Source organism: Streptomyces sp. NPDC006743 (genome assembly GCF_040703815.1).
GTDB lineage: Bacteria > Actinomycetota > Actinomycetes > Streptomycetales > Streptomycetaceae > Streptomyces.
In genome coordinates this window covers 85,690-102,950 of the sequence record NZ_JBEYJA010000017.1, presented here as the reverse complement: position 1 = coordinate 102,950, position 17,261 = coordinate 85,690, and the positions used below count along the sequence as shown (strand labels likewise).

General features: G+C 74.6%; 8 protein-coding genes. 5 read left to right on the top strand and 3 right to left on the bottom strand.

From position 1 onward, the window contains the following. Positions 1-25: 25 nt before the first annotated feature. Entirely contained in the window at positions 26-1,531 is a 1,506-nt protein-coding gene (gene eccB / locus ABZ719_RS16855) for a type VII secretion protein EccB (RefSeq protein ID WP_366725938.1), read from the bottom strand. 19 nt (positions 1,532-1,550) lie between these two features. Next, positions 1,551-2,951 carry a type VII secretion integral membrane protein EccD gene (gene eccD, locus ABZ719_RS16850; RefSeq protein WP_366725937.1) on the bottom strand — a complete coding sequence of 467 codons (1,401 nt, stop codon included), beginning with the start codon at positions 2,949-2,951 and terminating at the stop codon, positions 1,551-1,553. A gap of 397 nt (positions 2,952-3,348) precedes the next feature. Here eccD and eccCa point away from each other — a divergent pair, with 397 nt between their 5' ends. Then, a complete protein-coding gene (gene eccCa, locus ABZ719_RS16845; RefSeq protein ID WP_366725979.1) occupies positions 3,349-7,371 on the top strand; it encodes a type VII secretion protein EccCa in 4,023 nt (1,340 codons plus the stop codon). Between the two features lie 109 nt (positions 7,372-7,480). On the opposite strand, the gene ABZ719_RS16840 is transcribed toward eccCa, so the two are convergent. Continuing rightward, positions 7,481-8,749 (bottom strand): S8 family serine peptidase, encoded by a 1,269-nt coding sequence (locus tag ABZ719_RS16840; protein ID WP_366725936.1) that lies wholly within the window; start codon positions 8,747-8,749, stop codon positions 7,481-7,483. A gap of 317 nt (positions 8,750-9,066) precedes the next feature. Here ABZ719_RS16840 and ABZ719_RS16835 point away from each other — a divergent pair, with 317 nt between their 5' ends. From ABZ719_RS16835 to ABZ719_RS16820, 4 genes are all read left to right on the top strand, one after another. After that, positions 9,067-11,895, top strand: a complete 2,829-nt coding sequence (locus tag ABZ719_RS16835; RefSeq protein ID WP_366725935.1) for a hypothetical protein — start codon at positions 9,067-9,069, stop codon at positions 11,893-11,895. A gap of 76 nt (positions 11,896-11,971) precedes the next feature. Then, positions 11,972-13,747, top strand: a complete 1,776-nt coding sequence (locus ABZ719_RS16830; RefSeq protein ID WP_366725934.1) for a hypothetical protein — start codon at positions 11,972-11,974, stop codon at positions 13,745-13,747. Between the two features lie 55 nt (positions 13,748-13,802). Then, a complete protein-coding gene (locus tag ABZ719_RS16825; RefSeq protein WP_366725933.1) occupies positions 13,803-13,925 on the top strand; it encodes a hypothetical protein in 123 nt (40 codons plus the stop codon). Then, entirely contained in the window at positions 13,910-17,260 is a 3,351-nt protein-coding gene (locus ABZ719_RS16820; protein ID WP_366725932.1) for a right-handed parallel beta-helix repeat-containing protein, read from the top strand. Before ABZ719_RS16825 ends, ABZ719_RS16820 begins: the two co-directional genes overlap by 16 nt. Position 17,261: the final 1 nt, after the last annotated feature.

Below are 17,261 nucleotides of genomic sequence, written 5' to 3'. Positions count from 1 at the left end.
GGGGTTCACATCAACCGAGAAGTTCTCAGCCGGAGTTGCCACCGGGCCGGCCGCCCTGCCCGCACGCAGGTGTGCCCGTAACGGACACATGACCGGTGGCGGCGCTCGCGGGGGACAGATCGGGGCCGGTCGGCAGCATGTTCAGCAGCGCGGCGGGCAGGCCCTCGGCCGCGGTGAGGTCGTAGCCGAGGTCCTTGGCGGCGTCCGCGCTCGGCAGGCGGTATTTCACCCCGCTGTCGGTGACGAGGTAGGTCGCGGTGCCCGTGCCGCCGCCCGAGCTGGTCAGGGCGCGGACCAGTCCGCCCCCTCCAGGGGCCACGGCGATGCCGTCGACGGCGAGGCAGGCGGGCGCGGACGCCTTGAGCGGGGGCAGGGCCTGGTCGGTGAGCGCACGCACCGGCACGAGGGCCAGCGTCACCTGGAGTGCCTGGGTGCCGTGGGCGTCGAGGCCGACGCAGACGCCGGCGGAGTCGGGCACCGTCAGCAGGGCGGGGGGCCGTTGCGGCAGCCGGGCTCCGGACTGCCGTACGGCCTCGGCGGAGGCCGACCCCGTGGGTGCGAGGGTGCCGCCGAGCGCCTGCGCGGAGAGCGCGAGGGCCGCGGGGGCGCTCGCCGGGTACGCCTTCTCCTTGGTGCGGTGGTCGCCGAGCACCAGGGCCGCCTGCGTGGCGGTGAGCGGGACCAGGCCGTCGCGGCCGAGCACGTAGTAGCGCTGGGCGGAACCGGGTGTCTGGACGGTGAACACCTGACCCACCCGGGTCGCGTGTCCGTCCAGGCCGGGACCGGCCGAGCCGAGGCCGGACAGTGCGGGCGCCGTGAGGTCGGCTCCGGCCGGGACACCGTCCAGGAAGGCCGCCGAGACGGGGAGCGGGTCCGTGCCGCCGTAACCGAGCGCGGCCAGCGCGGACTTGCCGCCGGGGATCCGGAACCTGTTGTCCTGCCACAGCAGGTAGGGGTCTCCGTCCGGCCCCTTCACCAGCACACCCTGGTCGGACCTCACCCCCACGCCGTCGTGCTCCGCGTCGACCGCGAGCACGGTCAGCGGCTTGTGCGCCCCGGACGCGGTGACCTCGGTCGCGGCACACACCTGCCAGGGGTGGGCGTTGAGGGAGGCGGCGGGAGGCAGCGAGTCGGGGGCTCCGGGAATGCCGACCGGGTTGCCGTGGCGGGCCTCGGCCAGGGACTGCGCGGACACCGAGACGGTCGACATGTCCGGGCCGAGCAGCAGGCGGGCGGAGGGGTAGTTGAGCACCGTGTGGAGGCGGCCGTCGTAGACGTAACGGGTGCCCGTCCCCTTCTCGACGATCAGCGACTTGCCGCTGCGCCAGGAGGTGTTGCCGCCCGGCTTGATGAAGCCGAACAGCAGGAAACCGGCCGCGAGGACGGCGGCCACGACCATGCCGTAGGTCATGCCGCGGTTGGTCCGCCGGGCGGGCGGCTCGGCCAGGTCGGGGTCGGCGCGCAGCAAGCCGGAGGTCAGCCGGGACACCAGGAACTGGTGCGCCATGACCTGATCGCGTCGGGACTGCATGGTGACACTCCTCGGAAGTTCAGCCGTTCAGGCCGCGCAGGCTTCGGTAGACGTCCAGGACCCACAGCGTCATCGGGAGCAGCGCGAGGGCCGCGGCGGAGTGGAGCAGGTCGCCGGCGCGGCCCCAGTAGGGCAGCAGCCGGCGCCCGGGAACCGTCCAGCACACGACTCCGGCGAGGGCGGCGGCGGCGAGCAGCACGGCGGTGCCCAGGAGTTCACCGCGGGTGCCGTGGGCGCGGGCGAGTTCGACGGCGAGGAACACGCTTCCCAGGCCGGCCGGCAGGACCAGGGCGATCCGCTGCCAGGAGGTTCCCAGGGTGCGCGCGTGCAGGGCCAGCAGGACCGCCAGGAGCAGGGACGTGATCGTCTCCGCAAGGCCCGGCCTGGTCGCCATGGCCGCCATGCAGACCGCGCACACCAGGCCGACGGCCCCATACAGGCCGGTCATCCACCGGTCGACGGCGGCCGCTCCGGCCGCCACGTCCTCCTCGGTGCGGGGTTCGATGCCCTCCTGGAGCTGGTCGGGGTTGGTCGGCAGCGGGGGCAGGCGCAGTCCGGACAGGGAGAAGGACATCATGGGGATGAAGGCTCCGAAGAGCACGACGCCGACCGCGACGGCCGAGGCGGCCTGCGGGAACGGCACGTCCAGCCCCAGCATGACGCCGCCGCCGAGGACCCCCGCCACGCAGACGACCCCGGCGGCGGCGAACACCACGGGGTACCCGGCCACCATCGCGGTGGCGAGGACCAGTCCGACCGCCCCGGCGGCGCCCGCCGCGACCAGGTGCGCGCCGACGGTGCGCGCCGCCCCGTCCCCGGGCCGTCCGGCGCCGGTCAGCAGCGCTCCGGCCACGGCGAGGAAGGCGGCGCCGGACAGGCCCAGCAGCACCCCGCCGGGGCGGTCCTCCAGGACGCGTGCCGCCGAACCGGCACCGGACAGGGCCAGCAGGGCGGCGCCCGCGGCGAGCACGGCCCGGTCGCCCGCCGCCCCGCCGGAGGTGGCCAGCAGGACCAGGCAGCCGAGCAGCGCGCCGCCCATCAGGGTCCGCAGCACCCAGCGGCTGACGTCGGGTGTCCAGGCGTGCGGGAGGCCCCGCACGGCGGCGGAGACGGCTTCGAGCAGGCTGTCGTAGCGGACCGGCGGAAGCTCCTGGCGCCGGGGGCGCAGCAACAGCGTCTCGCCCTCCCGCAGTTCGAGCGAGGCGGGAGTGCCTTCCAGGTCCAGGGGGCTGCCGCCGATGCGCTGGAGGGCCCAGCCGCCGTTCTCCAGGCCCTGTTCCGCCAGGTCCTCACCGGCATGCGTGGCGATCACGGGCAGCAGGTCCGCGATGGGGACGTCGGCCGGTACGGCGAGGTCCAGGGTCTTCTCAGGGGCGCGCACCGTGAGACGGCACAACCCGTTCATCGAGCCTTCGCTCATGAGGGCAACAGCCTTCCGGGGGACATGCACGGCCACGACCGGCCGGCGGGCCTGACGCCGGGCATGGCGAGGTGGTCGGGGAAGCCGCTTCGTCCCGGCGCGGGCGCCAGCGGGCCGGGGCGGAGCGTGAGGCGGTCGAGGGCAGCCGGGTGCCTTCGCCAACAGTGCCTGACAGCAGATACTCTCATGGCCACAAACGTGTTTTCACCGTGAGTCTCCGGGACCGTACCCGGCACCGGCGCGTGTCGCCGCGGCGACACGTGGTGCACACGCCGTTCCCAGGGGGAACGGCCGGGTGCGGCGCTCTCGCGGTGAGCCCGCCCAGGCCCCTCCCCCTCAGCACCGGGGCCCCGGTTCTTCCGCCCCGTGCACACGTGAAGGAGAGACCCAGTTGAGCGTGGTTTTCTTCCGCAGGCCGGTCCGTCGGCGCGGCCCGGACCTGCCCGACGGCGAACTGGCCCTCCAGGAGCCACCGACCCTGTCGGAGGCCACACCTTCCTCGTCGGCCGGTCTGCTGACGTATCTGCCGATGGCGGGCATGTCCGTCGGCATGGTGCTGCTGTACACACGTATCGGCAGCGGCACCGGGCCGGTCATCTATCTCGTGGTCGGGCTGATGCTGCTGTCCATGATCACGATGCTGGTCGGGCAGCTGGTGAAGTCCGGCTCCGAACGCAAGCAGAAGATGCAGGGGGTGCGCCGGGACTACCTGCGCTACCTCGGCGGGATGCGGCGCAAGGCACGGGCGGCCGTGGCCGAGCAGCAGCGCGCCCTGGCCTGGAGGCACCCGGAGCCGGAGGAACTGTGGTCGTTCGCCGCCACGACCCGGCTGTGGGAGCGCCGCGCCTCCGACGCCGACTTCGCGGAGGTGCGGCTGGCCGTCGGTGACCAGCGCCTGTCCCTCCAGCTGGTGAACAAGGCGAGCAAGCCCGTGGAGGACCTGGACCCGCTGAGCGCGCACGCGCTGCGGGCCTTCATCAACGCCTACTCGACCGTCCCCGAGCAGCCGATCGCGCTGTTCCTGCGCGCCTGGGCCCGCGTGCTCTTCCAGGGCGAGCGGGCGAAGGTGCTGGCCGCCGCGCGCGCCCTGGTGGGGCAGTTGGCGGTGGCCCACACCCCGCAGAACCTGATGATCGCCTTCTGTGTGGCTCCCGAGCACCGCCCGGACTGGGAGTGGGCCAAGTGGCTGCCGCACTCGCTGCACCCGGACGAGACGGACGGCGCGGGGCCGGCCCGGCTGATCACCTCGGCCTTCACCGAACTGGAGGACCTGCTCGGTGAGGAGTTCACCGAGCGCGCCGGTTTCGAGGCGGGTGCCTCCCCGACCGCCGACGAGCCCTACGTCGTCGTGGTGCTGGACGGTGGTCAGGTGCCCGAGGGGCATCGCGCGGCCCGGGCCGGCTTTCGCAACGCGGTCGTCGTGGACCTGGCCGGGGGGCTGCCCTGGCGGCCCGGCCGTACGGTGCTGCGGCTGCGCGTGGAGGAGGGCGAGCCGGTGGAGCCGGGACAGCGGGCGTACGACGAGCTGAAGATCGTACGGACGGACCGGGACCGGAAGGAGGCGACGATCCCGCTGGGCCGTGCGGACCGCCTCGGGCCGGCCGCGGCGCGGGCGCTGGCCGCCCAGCTCGCCCCCATGCGGACCGGGGCGACCGCCGAGGCCGCACAGCCGCTGTCCACCGACATCCAGCTGACCGCCCTCCTCGGCATCCCGGACCTGCACCGGTTCTCCCCCGCCGAGTACTGGGAGCGGCGCGGCGGCCAGCGGCAGCGCCTGCGGGTGCCGATCGCGGTGGGCGCGGACGGGCGGCCGGTCGAGCTGGACCTCAAGGAGTCCGCGCAGGACGGCATGGGCCCGCACGGCATGCTGATCGGCGCGACGGGTTCCGGCAAGAGCGAGCTGCTGCGCACCCTGGTGCTGGGGCTGGCCCTGGCCCATTCGTCGGAGACGCTCAACTTCGTGCTCGTGGACTTCAAGGGCGGTGCGACCTTCCTCGGTTTCGACGAGCTGCCGCACACCTCCGCGGTGATCACCAACCTGGCGGACGAGGTGTCGCTGGTGGACCGCATGCAGGACGCCCTGCGCGGGGAGATCCAGCGCCGGCAGGAACTGCTGCGCAGCGCGGGCAACTTCACCTCGGTCCTCGAGTACGAGAAGGCGCGCGCGGCCGGCACCCCGCTGGAGCCGCTGCCCAGCCTCCTGGTGGTCGTCGACGAGTTCAGCGAACTGCTCGCGGCGCACCGCGAGTTCATGGACCTGTTCGTGGCGATCGGCCGGCTGGGCCGCTCGCTGGGTGTGCACATGCTGCTGGCCTCGCAGCGGCTGGACGAGGGCCGGATGCACCAGCTGGAGGGCCACCTCTCCTACCGCATCGGTCTGCGCACGTTCTCGGCGATGGAGAGCCGGGGCGTGCTCGGTGTGCCCGACGCCTACGAGCTGCCGTCGCAGCCGGGCGCCGGTTTCCTCAAGAGCGGTGTCGAGCCGCTGACCCGGTTCCGGGCCGCGTACGTCTCCGGGCCCTACCGGCAGAAGGTGGGCGCGCTGGCCCAGGAGAAGATCGCCGGTCAGGTGGCGCCGTGGACCGGGGACTGGGTGGGCGGACGCGACGACACCGCCGCCGAGGAGCCCGCGGCGGCGGTGACGGCCGGGGCGGACGAGGAGGAGGCGGACAGCCTGATGGCGGTGGCCCTCGACAAGCTCCGCGACTCCGGGCCGCCCGCCTACGAGGTGTGGCTGCCTCCGCTGGGCGCCCCGCCGACCCTGGACGCACTGCTGCCGCCGCTGATCCCCGACCCGGAACTGGGTCTGACCACGGCCGACTGGGAGGGCCGCGGCAAGCTGCGGGTCCCCCTCGGCATCGTCGACAAGCCCTTCGAGCAGGTACGCGACCTGCTGACGGTGGACCTCGCGGGCGCGGGCGGTCACGTGGCCATCGCGGGCGGCCCGCAGAGCGGCAAGTCCACCCTCGTGCGCAGCCTGATCACCGCCCTGGCCCTGACCCACACCCCGCGTGAAGTCCAGTTCTACTGCCTGGACTTCGGTGGCGGCTCCCTCTCCTCGCTGTCCGGCCTGCCGCACGTGGGCGGGGTCGTGGGCCGGCTGGAGAGCGAACGGGTGAGCCGGACCCTGGCCGAGATGACCACGCTGCTCGCCCACCGGGAGCGGCTGTTCCTGGAGCACTCGATCGACTCCATGGCGACGCTGCGCCGCCGCCGCGCGGCCGGTGAGTTCCCCGAGGAACGCCACGGGGACGTGTTCCTGGTGATCGACGGCTGGCAGACGATGCGGCAGGAGTTCCAGGACCACACGCAGACGGTCGCCCAGCTCACCACCAGCGGTCTGAACTACGGCATCCACGTGGTGACCGCCACCACCCGCTGGGCCGAACTGGCCACGGCGGTCCGCGACCAGTCGGGGACCAAGCTGGAACTGCGCATGGGCGACCCGCTGGACTCCACGATCGACATGCGGCGGGCCAGGACCGTGCCGACCGTGCCCGGCCGGGGTCTGACGGTCGACTCCAAGCTGCACTTCCTGACCACCCTGCCGCGCATCGACGGCATCGACGACGCGGGCAGCCTCAGCGACGGTGTGGCCGACCTGGTGTCGGCCGTGACGGAGAGCTGGCAGGGCCCGTCCGCACCGCCGGTGCGCATGCTGCCCACCGAACTGGACGCCGCCCGGTTGCCGTCCGCACCCGAGGGACGCCGCTTCCACATCGCGCTCGGTGTGGAGGAGACGCAGCTGGAACCGGCCTGGCACAACTTCGCCGAGACCCCGCACCTGGTGGCCTTCGGCGACAGCGAGTCGGGCAAGACCAACCTGCTGCGCCTGGTGGCGAAGGGGGTCGTCGAGCGGTTCACACCGGCCGAGGCCCGGATCCTGGTGGTCGACTTCCGCCGCGAACTCGTCGAGGCGGTGCCCAAGGAGTACCAGCTGGGCCACGCGGTGTCGGTCGACCAGCTGGCGGAGTACGTCGACGGGGTCGGCCGGGCCCTGAAGACCCGCACTCCCGGACCGGACATCTCACCGGCCCAGATGCGGCAGGCCGACTGGTGGGCGGGTCCCCGCCTGTTCGTCCTCGTCGACGACTACGACCTCGTCGCCAACCCGATGCGGCCGGTCTTCGAGCCCCTGCTGGAACACCTGCCGCTGGGCTACGAGGTGGGTCTGCACATGGTCGTCACCCGGGCCGCCGCGGGCGCGATGCGCGGCCTCAACGACCCGCTGGTGCGGCGCATGCTGGAGGTCAACACCCCCGGTCTGCTGATGTCGTGCCCGCCGAGCGAGGGATACCTCTTCAACAACATCAGGCCGAGGATCCTGCCGCCCGGCCGCGGCAGCTACGTCACGCGCCGCAGTGCGACGCAGATCCAGCTGGGCCTGCTGCACGGGACGGAGGAGGAGGGCACGGGGTGACGGCGCGGGGCCCGGAGGGCGGACCCTGGCGCGGAAGGCGACCGGCCTCGGCCCCCGGACCCCGGCTGGCGCCGGGGGCCGGGGGCCGGGAGGCGGGGCCGGCGTCCCCTCACGACGGTGCGCCTGAGCCGGCACGCCGGCTCCTGCGGACCCGGGCCAGGGCCATCGCGGCCACCGCCGCCGCCGTCACCAGCAGGCACCCCGCCGCCAGCGCTCCCGCCCGCCCTACGACACCGCTGCGGGGGGCGCGTTCCGGGAGCCGGAGGGCCGTCTCGTCCGGTGCGGCGGCCGGTCCCGCCGAGGGCAGCACCATGCTGAGCGCCGCCGCGGGATCGAGGAGCGGCACCTGCGCGTGCGCGGCGGTCGCCGTCAGCCGCGCCGCCGTCTCCCCGGCGCTCAGGCCGGGCCGCTGGGCGCGGACCAGGGCGGCGGTGCCCGCGACGAAGGCGGCGGCCACCGACGGCCCGTTGGCGACGTAGGAGCCCGGGCCGGACGGGCCGATGCCGGTGATGCCGTTGCCGGGTGCCGCGAGATCGGCGTGCCCGGCGACGGGAACGGCATCGCGGGGCCGGCCGCCGTCGATGTCGGTGTCCACCACGGAGAGCACCCCGTCCGCGGCGGCCGGCCAGTAGGCGGTGGGGGGAGGGTTCGCGCCCTGTCCGGAGCCGGGGGGCGCGGTGTCGGGTGCGGCGGGGGCGATGACGAGCACGTCGTGGGCCCTGGCCGCCGCGAGCGCCGGCTTCAGCGCGGCGCCCGCCCCGGGCAGCGCGGCCGAGACCACGACGACCTTGGCCCCCGCCGCCACCACTGCCTCGATGCCCGCGGCGACCCGCGCCGCGCTCGCCGTGCCGTTCTGGTCGGTTCCGCGCGCGCCGACGATCCGGGCCCGGGGCGCCACACCGCTGAAACCGCCCCCGGCGGCGGGCGCCGCCGCGACGATCCCGGCGAGGAAGGTGCCGTGCCCCACGCAGTCCTGTGCGGCGTCCCCGGTGACCTGCACGCGTCCGGCGAGCAGCGGTGCGTGGGTCGACACACCGGTGTCCACCACGCCCACCGCCACACCGGCCCCCTGGTTGTAGCGCGCGGCCCGCGCCAGGCTGAGGCTCTGCTGCGCCCAGGGCACCGCGTTCACCTGGACCTTGGAGGGCCTGGTGCACGCGGTCGCTCCGGAGGTGAGTGCCGGCGGCATCAGGGGCAGCTTCGGCGGGCCGGTCGACACATCCGCGACGGTCGTACCGGCGTCAGGTGCCGCGGCCGCCGGTACGGGCGGGGTCAGGGCCATCAGCCCGCCGAGGAGCGGGAGCACGGCGGCGGACCGCAGGGTGTGCCGGCGGGCACGTCCGGGGGCGAGGAGGGATGAGGTGCTCTCGTCGTTCATAGGCTGAAACCCCTGAGCGTGGTGGACCGTTGGTTCCGGGTGGTGGGACATCCGTCGCCGGTCTCGGCGGCGGGTAAACTCTTGTCCGGCAAGCACATGTGGCGCCGGGTCGGCTCCGGACACCACATGCGACACCGGAGCGGACGGAACACTTTCATGTTTCCCGCTCCGCCTCTCCGGCCTGGCGCGGCCGGTCAGCACCGTACCGGACTCACCCATGTGTCAAGAACACATGGGTTCCGGTGTGACAGTGACCCCACCGACGCGACCAAGAGCTGCGAGGACCGCATGACCGTCAGCCGTGCAGGGAGCAGGCGATGATCCGGCGCGGTGCCGGAAGGCGTACCGGGCGCGCCGGCGTCCGCGCCGCCGGGCCGCTGACGGTGACGGCCTGCGGCGAACGGGTCCATCTCGTGCACCTGGGCGACCGCCCGCCCACGCCGCTCAAGGACGTCGCCGACCGGCTGGGGCCCGCCGGGGAGGGCGAGGTCGCCGTCGTGGTCGGGTCGTCCCTGGGCGACGGCGGCGCGGACGCCCTGTGCGAACGGCTGGCACCGGCGCTGGACAAGAGCCGGAAGGCCGACATACGTGTGCTGCGCCTGGTGATGTCCGCCGGTGCGGACGAGGCCGGCGGCCGGCACTCGGTGGCCCGGCTCCTGTGCGAACGCTGGGGGTTCGACGTACTGGCCACGGCCGGGGCCGCCGTCGTCGTACCGGACGGGTCCCTGTTCTCGCCCGACCTGCCCGGCGCGCCCGGCGGCTGGTGGCACTTCTCCACCGGTGAGGTGCCCCGCCGGGTCGGCAGCCGGCTGCCCGTCCCCGACTGGGAGTCCGCCCTGGAACGAGTGGGGAGGGAAGCGGCCGACGGGCACGTCGTCGAACCGGTCCCGGCGGGCCTGCTGGTCCGCCCGGCCCAGGCCTCCGCTCCCGTCGTGCACGCCCTGCCCTACGCCGTACCGCCCGACCCGGACCGGCCGCAGGTGCTGCTCGGCGCCCCGAGCGTGCCCGCCGAAGCGCTGGCGGACGTGCTGGCCGCGCTGCCGGGACGGCTGCGCCGGTCGGTGCGGCTGCTGTCCCTCGACGGCCGGGACCTGATCGGCACCGGGCAGGCGGTGGCCGATCTGATCGGCGCTGACACGCAGGTGGCCCACGGGGTGCCTGTGATCACCGAGAGTGCCGAGCCTGGTGAGGCGTCCGTCTCCCTCCGTATGGTCGGCGCCGACGGGACGCCGACCTGGCGTCCGTACGTGGAGTCCGTGGTCTGCCCGCCCATGGTGAACGGGGTCCGGCCGCCGGTCCGGGTGGCCGCCTGGCGCGCTCCGGCCGGGCTGCGCGGTGAGGGAGCGGAGCCGGACGCGCTGGTGCTCGACGGCCGCTGGAAGGCGGCGGTGACCCCTGCGGGCCTGTGGATCGGTCCGCGCAGCACCCGTCCGCCGCACGCCGCCGCGCACCGGCCGGTCGCCTCCGACGTCGTGGCCGTCGACCTCGGCGCGCCCCGGCGCGCGCTGGACGACTCCCTCTGGCCGCACCTCGACGCGATCCTGCGGGACATGGAACCGGAGGAACGCGAGCGGGCGGTGGTGCGTGTCCACGGTGTCCTCGGCGCCAACGGCATGGACCAGTTGCGCAGGCTGGCCGTGCGGCACGGTTTCTCGCTGCTGGCCCAGGAACCGGCCGGCGGGACGGCGGAGGAGGCCGGTGCCGGCGAAACGGCGGGTTCGGGGACGGTGCCGGAGACGGAGGGTGAGTTCGCGCCAAGTGGCGCATCGGAGACCGGGTGGCGTCCCGACCCATCGCCGGACCTGGAACCGGAGTCGGTGCTTGGGCCGGATCCGGTGCCTGAGTCGGAGTGGCTGCCTGAGTCGGAGTCGGTGCCTGAGTCGGAGTCGGTGCCTGAGCCAGAGTCAGTGCCTGAGTCGGAGTCGGTGCCTGAACTGGCGTCTATGACTGGGCAGGAGTCGGTGCTTGCGCCGGAATGGGTGCTTGATCCGGAATCGGTGCTTGCGCCGGAGCCGCCCACGCCGGGGGCCCCGCTCGCGACCACCTCCGCTCACGCCCCGGGCCCGGTGGCCTCACCGCACGCGCCGGACCTGCCCGGCGCGACCTCCCCTCACGCGCGGGACCTGCCCGGCGCACCGGGCACCCCGCACCGCCCGGCCGCACCCGACTCGCCTTCCGGACGACCCGCGTACGCCACGGCGGGCACCGGCGCCACGGAGGCCTCGGGCGAGGCGGCCCCGCCGCGCGCGACGCCGGCGGCCGGGCCCGCGGCGCCCCCGGCCCTGCCGCGCGAAACGCCCTCCCCCGCTTCGCCGGGGGAGACCTGGCTCCGGCCGCCGGCTCCGCGGGCCTCCTCGCCGCGGCACGGCCCCGCCTCCCAGCGGGCCGTGCCGCCGCCCCGCCCGCAGGCGCCGCCGCCGGACTCGCAGAGCGACCACGACAGGCTCCGCGCCTCCCTGGGTCCGTTCTGGGAGCGCCACACCAGGGCCGCCGTGCAGGCGATGACGCGGATGCCCGGCATGCGCGCGCAGGACTCCGGTGACGTCGCGCTCACCCATCTGGCCGCCGTGCACGTGTACTTGACCGCCGTGGACGAGTCGGAACTGGGCACGTCCGTGACGGACGGGGACGAGTCGACACTGGCGTTGCTGCGCTGTCTGGAGTGGGGGCTACGCAGGCTTCCCTCCTACCGTGGCGCCGTGGTCAGCGTCAGCCCGCGGCTCACCGCCCTCCTGACGCCCGACCTGGTGGGAGCCCGTCTGGACGGCGAGTTCCCGGTCCGCGGTACGGCGGCCGAGGCCGCGGGCCCGGCACCGGCGACCGATCACGTGCTCATCTGGTCGGTGACGGGCCGCCGCGCCAGTGCCCTCCTGAACGAGGAGAGCAGGGAGATCGTGTTCTCCCGCCACTCCGGCTTCCGGTTCCTGGGTGTGGCGCGGCGCGGACCGGCCACCGTCGGCCTGCTGCGTGAACTGCCCGCGCACGACCGCTCGTCCGGCACGACGGAGCTGACCGCGTCCGACCTCGCCCTCCTCGAACGGCTGCGCACCGCCGTGGACCTGTCCGCCGCCCCGGCCGCGCGCACACCTACGACCCGGCCCGCGGCGGCGGGCGCGGCGGTGCCACCGCACACCGGCACCGCCTGACCCCCTCCCGCTTCCCCTGCCCTCCCGGCCACCACGCCGGTGCTCCGGCACCGGCCCGTCCCGTACAAGGAGCCCCATGTCTCCCAGAACCCCGAGGACCGCGGCCACGCCGGCCGCTTTGGCCGACACGGCCTCCGCCGCCGCGCCGCGGATCCGGCGGGCCGCCGCACTGCCGATGCCCGACGGAGCGAGCATGAGCCCGTTCGCCCCGGCCGACCCGCTGGGCACCGGCGAGGACGAGAAGACCGCGCGGGCGCTGGCCACGGCCCTGTCCGCGCCCCGCAGCCCGGAGCCGGCGCCCGAGGCGGACCCGGAGGCCTGGCGGCCGGGCGGCACGGGCGAGGAGGCCCGGCAGGCCGGTGCCGAGGCGGCCGGCGAGGCCGCGGCGTCCGCCCCGCCGTCGGGGCCGCGCCGGACACCGGGCACGGGTTTCGCCGCCCGGGTCACCGAACGGCCCTTCCTGGTGGCCGCCGCCGTCGCGGGCGCCGTCATCGCCGCCACGCCGTTCGTCGCCAACCACGGCAAGGACCACATGCGCAACTACGAGGGCATGGGCGCCGGTGATCCGGTCGCCAAGCTCCCGGGCGGCACCCCGGACCGGCACCCCGACGCCTACCCCAGCCAGATGCCGATCGCGCAGTCCGACGGCGACGGTTCCGCCGGTGGTCTGCTGGACCCGGGGGCGGGCGCGTGGCACGCTCCGGCCGCCGCGTCGGGCGGACAGACGGCGGCGGACTCCCCCGCGGTGCCCCAGGCGCTCGCCGCGGACACCGCCGACCGGGCCCAGAACACCCCGGCGGGAACGGGAACGGCCTCCTCGAACACCCCGTCCGGCGTGGCGGCGGACGTCTCCTCCCCAGTCCGTTCCGCCGTACCGCAGCACACCGCGACGGCCGCCGGGGCCCCCGCGAAGGGAGCGGCCCGGCAGACCGTACCGGCCGCGGCCCACCCGGGCCTGCCGGACGGCACAACCGCCAAGACCGCGGCCACCGGTGCCGGCACGGGCGCAGGCGCAGCCACCGCTGCCGCCAAGAAGCCGGCCGGCACCACCACCGACGCCGCGAAGACCGCGGCGACGAAGAGCGCGGCCGTGAAGAACGCGGCCGTGAAGCCGACGACCGACACGACGAAGGCCGCGGCGGACACCCCGGCGAAGGCCGGCTCCGCACCGGCGACGGCCTCGGCCCGCGCGCGCGTGGCCGCGACCGGAACCGCGGCCGGTGCCACGGCCGCGGCCGCGGCCGCGGCCGAGCCCGCCGCGCCCCAGGCGCGAGCCGCCGCCTCCGCCTCCACGTCCGCGCCCGCCGCGGAGACTCCCCTCACCCCGCTCGAACCCACCACGACCGCCCCCGACGCACCCCACGACCACGCCACCGGCTCCAGCCCGGTCGCCACCACGCCCGACCACACCACCACCCCCGACTCCGGCACCGGCACCGCCACCCCGGCGCAGGGCGACGGCGCCGCCGCCGACCCGAAGCCGGCCGCGCACCCCGATCCCGAGCCCGCCCCCCGGTGGGGCACCGAGGTCTTCACCGGCACCCACGTCCTGCGCCCCGGGCAGAGCCTCGCCTCGAACCGGACGCACCTGACGATGCGTTCCGACGGCAACCTCGTCATCACGGACGAGAACGGCGCGGTCCGCTGGTCCTCGCACACCTCGGGCCGGGGCGACTACGCCGTCCTCCAGTCGGACGGCGACCTCGTCGTCCGTACGGCGGCGCAGCAGACCCTCTGGTCGTCCGGCTCGGGCGGCCACGACGGGGCCCGGCTCGTCCTCCAGAACGACGGCAACGTCACGATCCTCGCCACCGACGGCCGCGTTCTGTGGGCCGCCGGGACGCAGCACTGAGCACGGCCCGGCCGACCAGCCCGGCCGGGTACCCCACCCCGAAGAGGTAATCACCATGCAGAGCGCGCACCGCCGTGCCTGCGGCGCGGGTCCCGCCGCGCCGCCCGCCGGCGCCCAGGAACAGGCGTCCCGGCCGTCCGCACCCGACGGGAAGGAGCAGTCGTGGCCCGCCATCTGATCACTGTCGGCCGGGAGGGCGGCTGCGACCACACGACGATCGGCGCGGCTCTGCTCAACGCCCGTCCGGGAGCGATCATCAGTGTCCGTCCGGGCAGTTACCAGGAGACCCTGGTCGTGCAGAACCGGGTGACGATCGTCGCCGACGGCCCGCGCGGCAGCGTCGAGATCGCTCCCGCCAAGGGGGCGGCGGTGACCCTCGCGGCGGACGCCGTGATGCTCACCGACCTGCTGCTGCGGGCCGGCGAGGGCGAGCTGCCGGTGATCGACGCGGTCCGCGGGCAGGTCGCCCTGGACGGCTGCGAGGTCCTGGGCGCGGGCTGGACGGCGCTGCTCAGCCGGGGCAGCGGCTCCCTGGCGATGCGGTCGTGCCGGATCACCAACCCGACCGGCGCGGGTGTCGTCGAGGCCGGTTCGACGGGCAGTGTCATCGAGGACTGCCTCATCGAGAACCTGGGCACGTCGGCGGTCGTGGTCAGCGAGGAGGGCCGGGTCACCGTGCGCAACTGCCGTATGCGCGACGCCCGGGGCAACGGCGTGCTCGCCAACGGCCAGTCGCGCGGGGTCGTGGAGGACTGCGAGATCACCTCCACCGAGAAGCCGGGTGTCGCGCTGGAGGGCGGCACGTCACTGAGGGTCGTGCGGACCACGCTGCGGGACTGCACGCTCGGCGTCCACGTGTCGAGTTCGGTGCGCACCGAGCTGTCCCACGTGGCGGTGCACCGTTCGGCCGGCCACGGTTTCGTCGTCGCCGACCGCTCCGACCCTCAGCTGTCGTACTGCGAGACCTCCGCGACGCAGGGCAGCGGCGCGTACGTCACCGGGCGTTCCCGCGGCTACTTCGTGAACTGCCACTTCGACGGCGCCGAAGCGGCGGCCGTGCACGTCGAGGACTCCAGCACCCCGTCCTTCACCGGCGCCCGGGTCACCGGCAGCAAGGGCACCGGCCTGCTGCTGGAGGGGGAGTCCGCCGCCGAGTTCGACCAGCTGGACGTGTTGCGGGCGGGCGGCACCGGGGTGTCGGTGACCTCGGGCGCCAACCCGCTGCTGCGCCGTGCCCGCGTCACCGAGGCGCGCGGTGCGGGCATCCAGGTCTCCGGGCAGGCCCGGGGCCGGTTCGAGGACTGCGAGGTCGGTGACTGCGCGGGACACGCGCTGCGGATCGAGGGGGGCGGCAACCCGCACATGGGCAGTTCGGCGCTGCGCGGCGCGGGCGGCTCGGGTGTCTCGGCGGGCGCGGAGGGGCAGGGCACCCTGCGCGACTGCGAGATCTCCGGTTCCTCCGCGTCGGGCGCCGCGGTCGAGGGCAAGGGTGAGCTGACCCTGGTCAGGACCCGGGTCCTGGGGTCCGGCGGGCACGGTGCGCTGGTCGCGGCGGAGGGCCGGGCGGTGCTCAAGGCGTGCGAGTTCAGCGGGAACACCGGCGACGGCGTCCGGATCGAGTCGGACGGCCCGGTGGAGGTGACCGACTGCACCGTGCGGTCCAACAGGGGTGCCGGCCTGAAGCACGCCCGCCCGGGTGCTCGGTTCACCCTCTCCGGTCTGACCAGCCTCGACAACAAGACGCCCGACGTGGGCACGGAACCGCCCGCCGAGGACGCCCCGCCCGCCGCCGGCGAGCCGGCCACGACCAGCGGGCAGGAGAACCGGGAGCCGGAGAACGCGCTGGTCGCGGAGTTGAACGCGCTCATCGGCCTGGACAACGTCAAGGAACAGGTCAACATGCTCGTCAGCCTGGGCAAGCTCGCCCAGCGGCGGGCCCGGCTCGGCATCCCGGCCCCGCCCATGAGCCGCCACCTGGTCTTCGCCGGTCCGCCCGGCACGGGCAAGACGACGGTGGCCCGGCTGTACGGCGGAATCCTGGCGAGCCTCGGGATGCTGTCCTCGGGCCACATCGTCGAGGTGTCCCGGGCCGACCTGGTCGCCCAGGTGATCGGCGGTACGGCGATCAAGACGACGGAGGTGTTCGAACGCGCCCTGGGCGGTGTGCTCTTCATCGACGAGGCGTACACCCTGCTGTCCGACAGCAAGGGTTCCTCCGTCGACTTCGGGCAGGAGGCCATCGACACCCTCGTCAAACTCATCGAGGACCACCGCGACGACACCGTCGTCATCGTCGCGGGCTACCCCAAGGAGATGACGGACTTCCTGGCCGCCAACCCGGGCATGGCCTCGCGGTTCACCCGCACCATCGAGTTCGAGAACTACTCGGTGGACGAGCTGGTCACCATCACCGAGAACATGTGCGCCACCCACCGGTACGTCCTGGACCCGCTGACCCGGGAGGCGCTCGGCATCCGCTTCTCCCGGATGCGGCGGGACGCGACCTTCGGCAACGGCCGGGCCGCCCGCCAGGTCTTCGAGGAGATGATCGACCGGCAGTCGCTGCGGCTGGCGACCCAGCAGGAGGCGAGCGAGGCCGACCTGATGCTCATGGTCCCCGAGGACGTGGGCGCCGACGAGGCCGAGGAGGTGCGCGCGGAGGTCAGGAAGGAACCCGGCGAGTCGGACGCGCTGGCCAGGCTGCGCGCCATGACCGGTCTGGCGGCGGTCAAGCGGGAGGTCGGCGGCATCGTCGACCTGCTCACCGCCTACCGGCAGCGCGCGGCGGTGGGCCTGCCCACGCCCTCGATCAGCCACCACCTGGTGTTCTCCGGCCCGCCCGGCACGGGCAAGACCACGGTGGCCCGGCTCTACGCCGAGCTGCTGCGCTCCTTCGGCGTGCTCTCCAGCGGCCGGCTCGTCGAGGTGAGCCGCGCCGACCTGGTGGGACGCTACATCGGACACACCGCGCAGCTCACCACGGAGAAGTTCGAGGAGGCCGTCGGCGGTGTGCTGTTCATCGACGAGGCGTACACGCTGACCCCCGCCAACTCCCCGCAGGACTTCGGCCGGGAGGCCGTCGACACCCTGCTGAAGCTGATGGAGGACCGCCGGGACGAGGTCGTGGTGATCGTCGCGGGCTACCCGGCGGAGATGGAGGGCTTCCTCGCCTCCAACCCCGGTCTGGCCTCACGCTTCTCCCGGCACGTCTCCTTCGAGGACTACTCCACCGACGAACTGCTGTCCATCATCGACGAGCAAGCCGCCACGGCGGGGTACGTCTGCGCGCCCGCGACCCGCGAGGCGCTGCGCGCCCACCTGGACGCCCTGCCGCGCACCCGGTCCTTCGGCAACGCCCGCCTGGCCCGGCAGCTGATGGAGACGATGATGACCCGTCAGGCGGGCCGTCTGGCCTCCCTGTCCGCGCCGGACCTGGAAGCACTGACCACGCTGCTGCCCGAGGACCTTCCCGAGGGTGCGCTCGCCGCCGGGGCACGCACACCCGCTCCGTGAC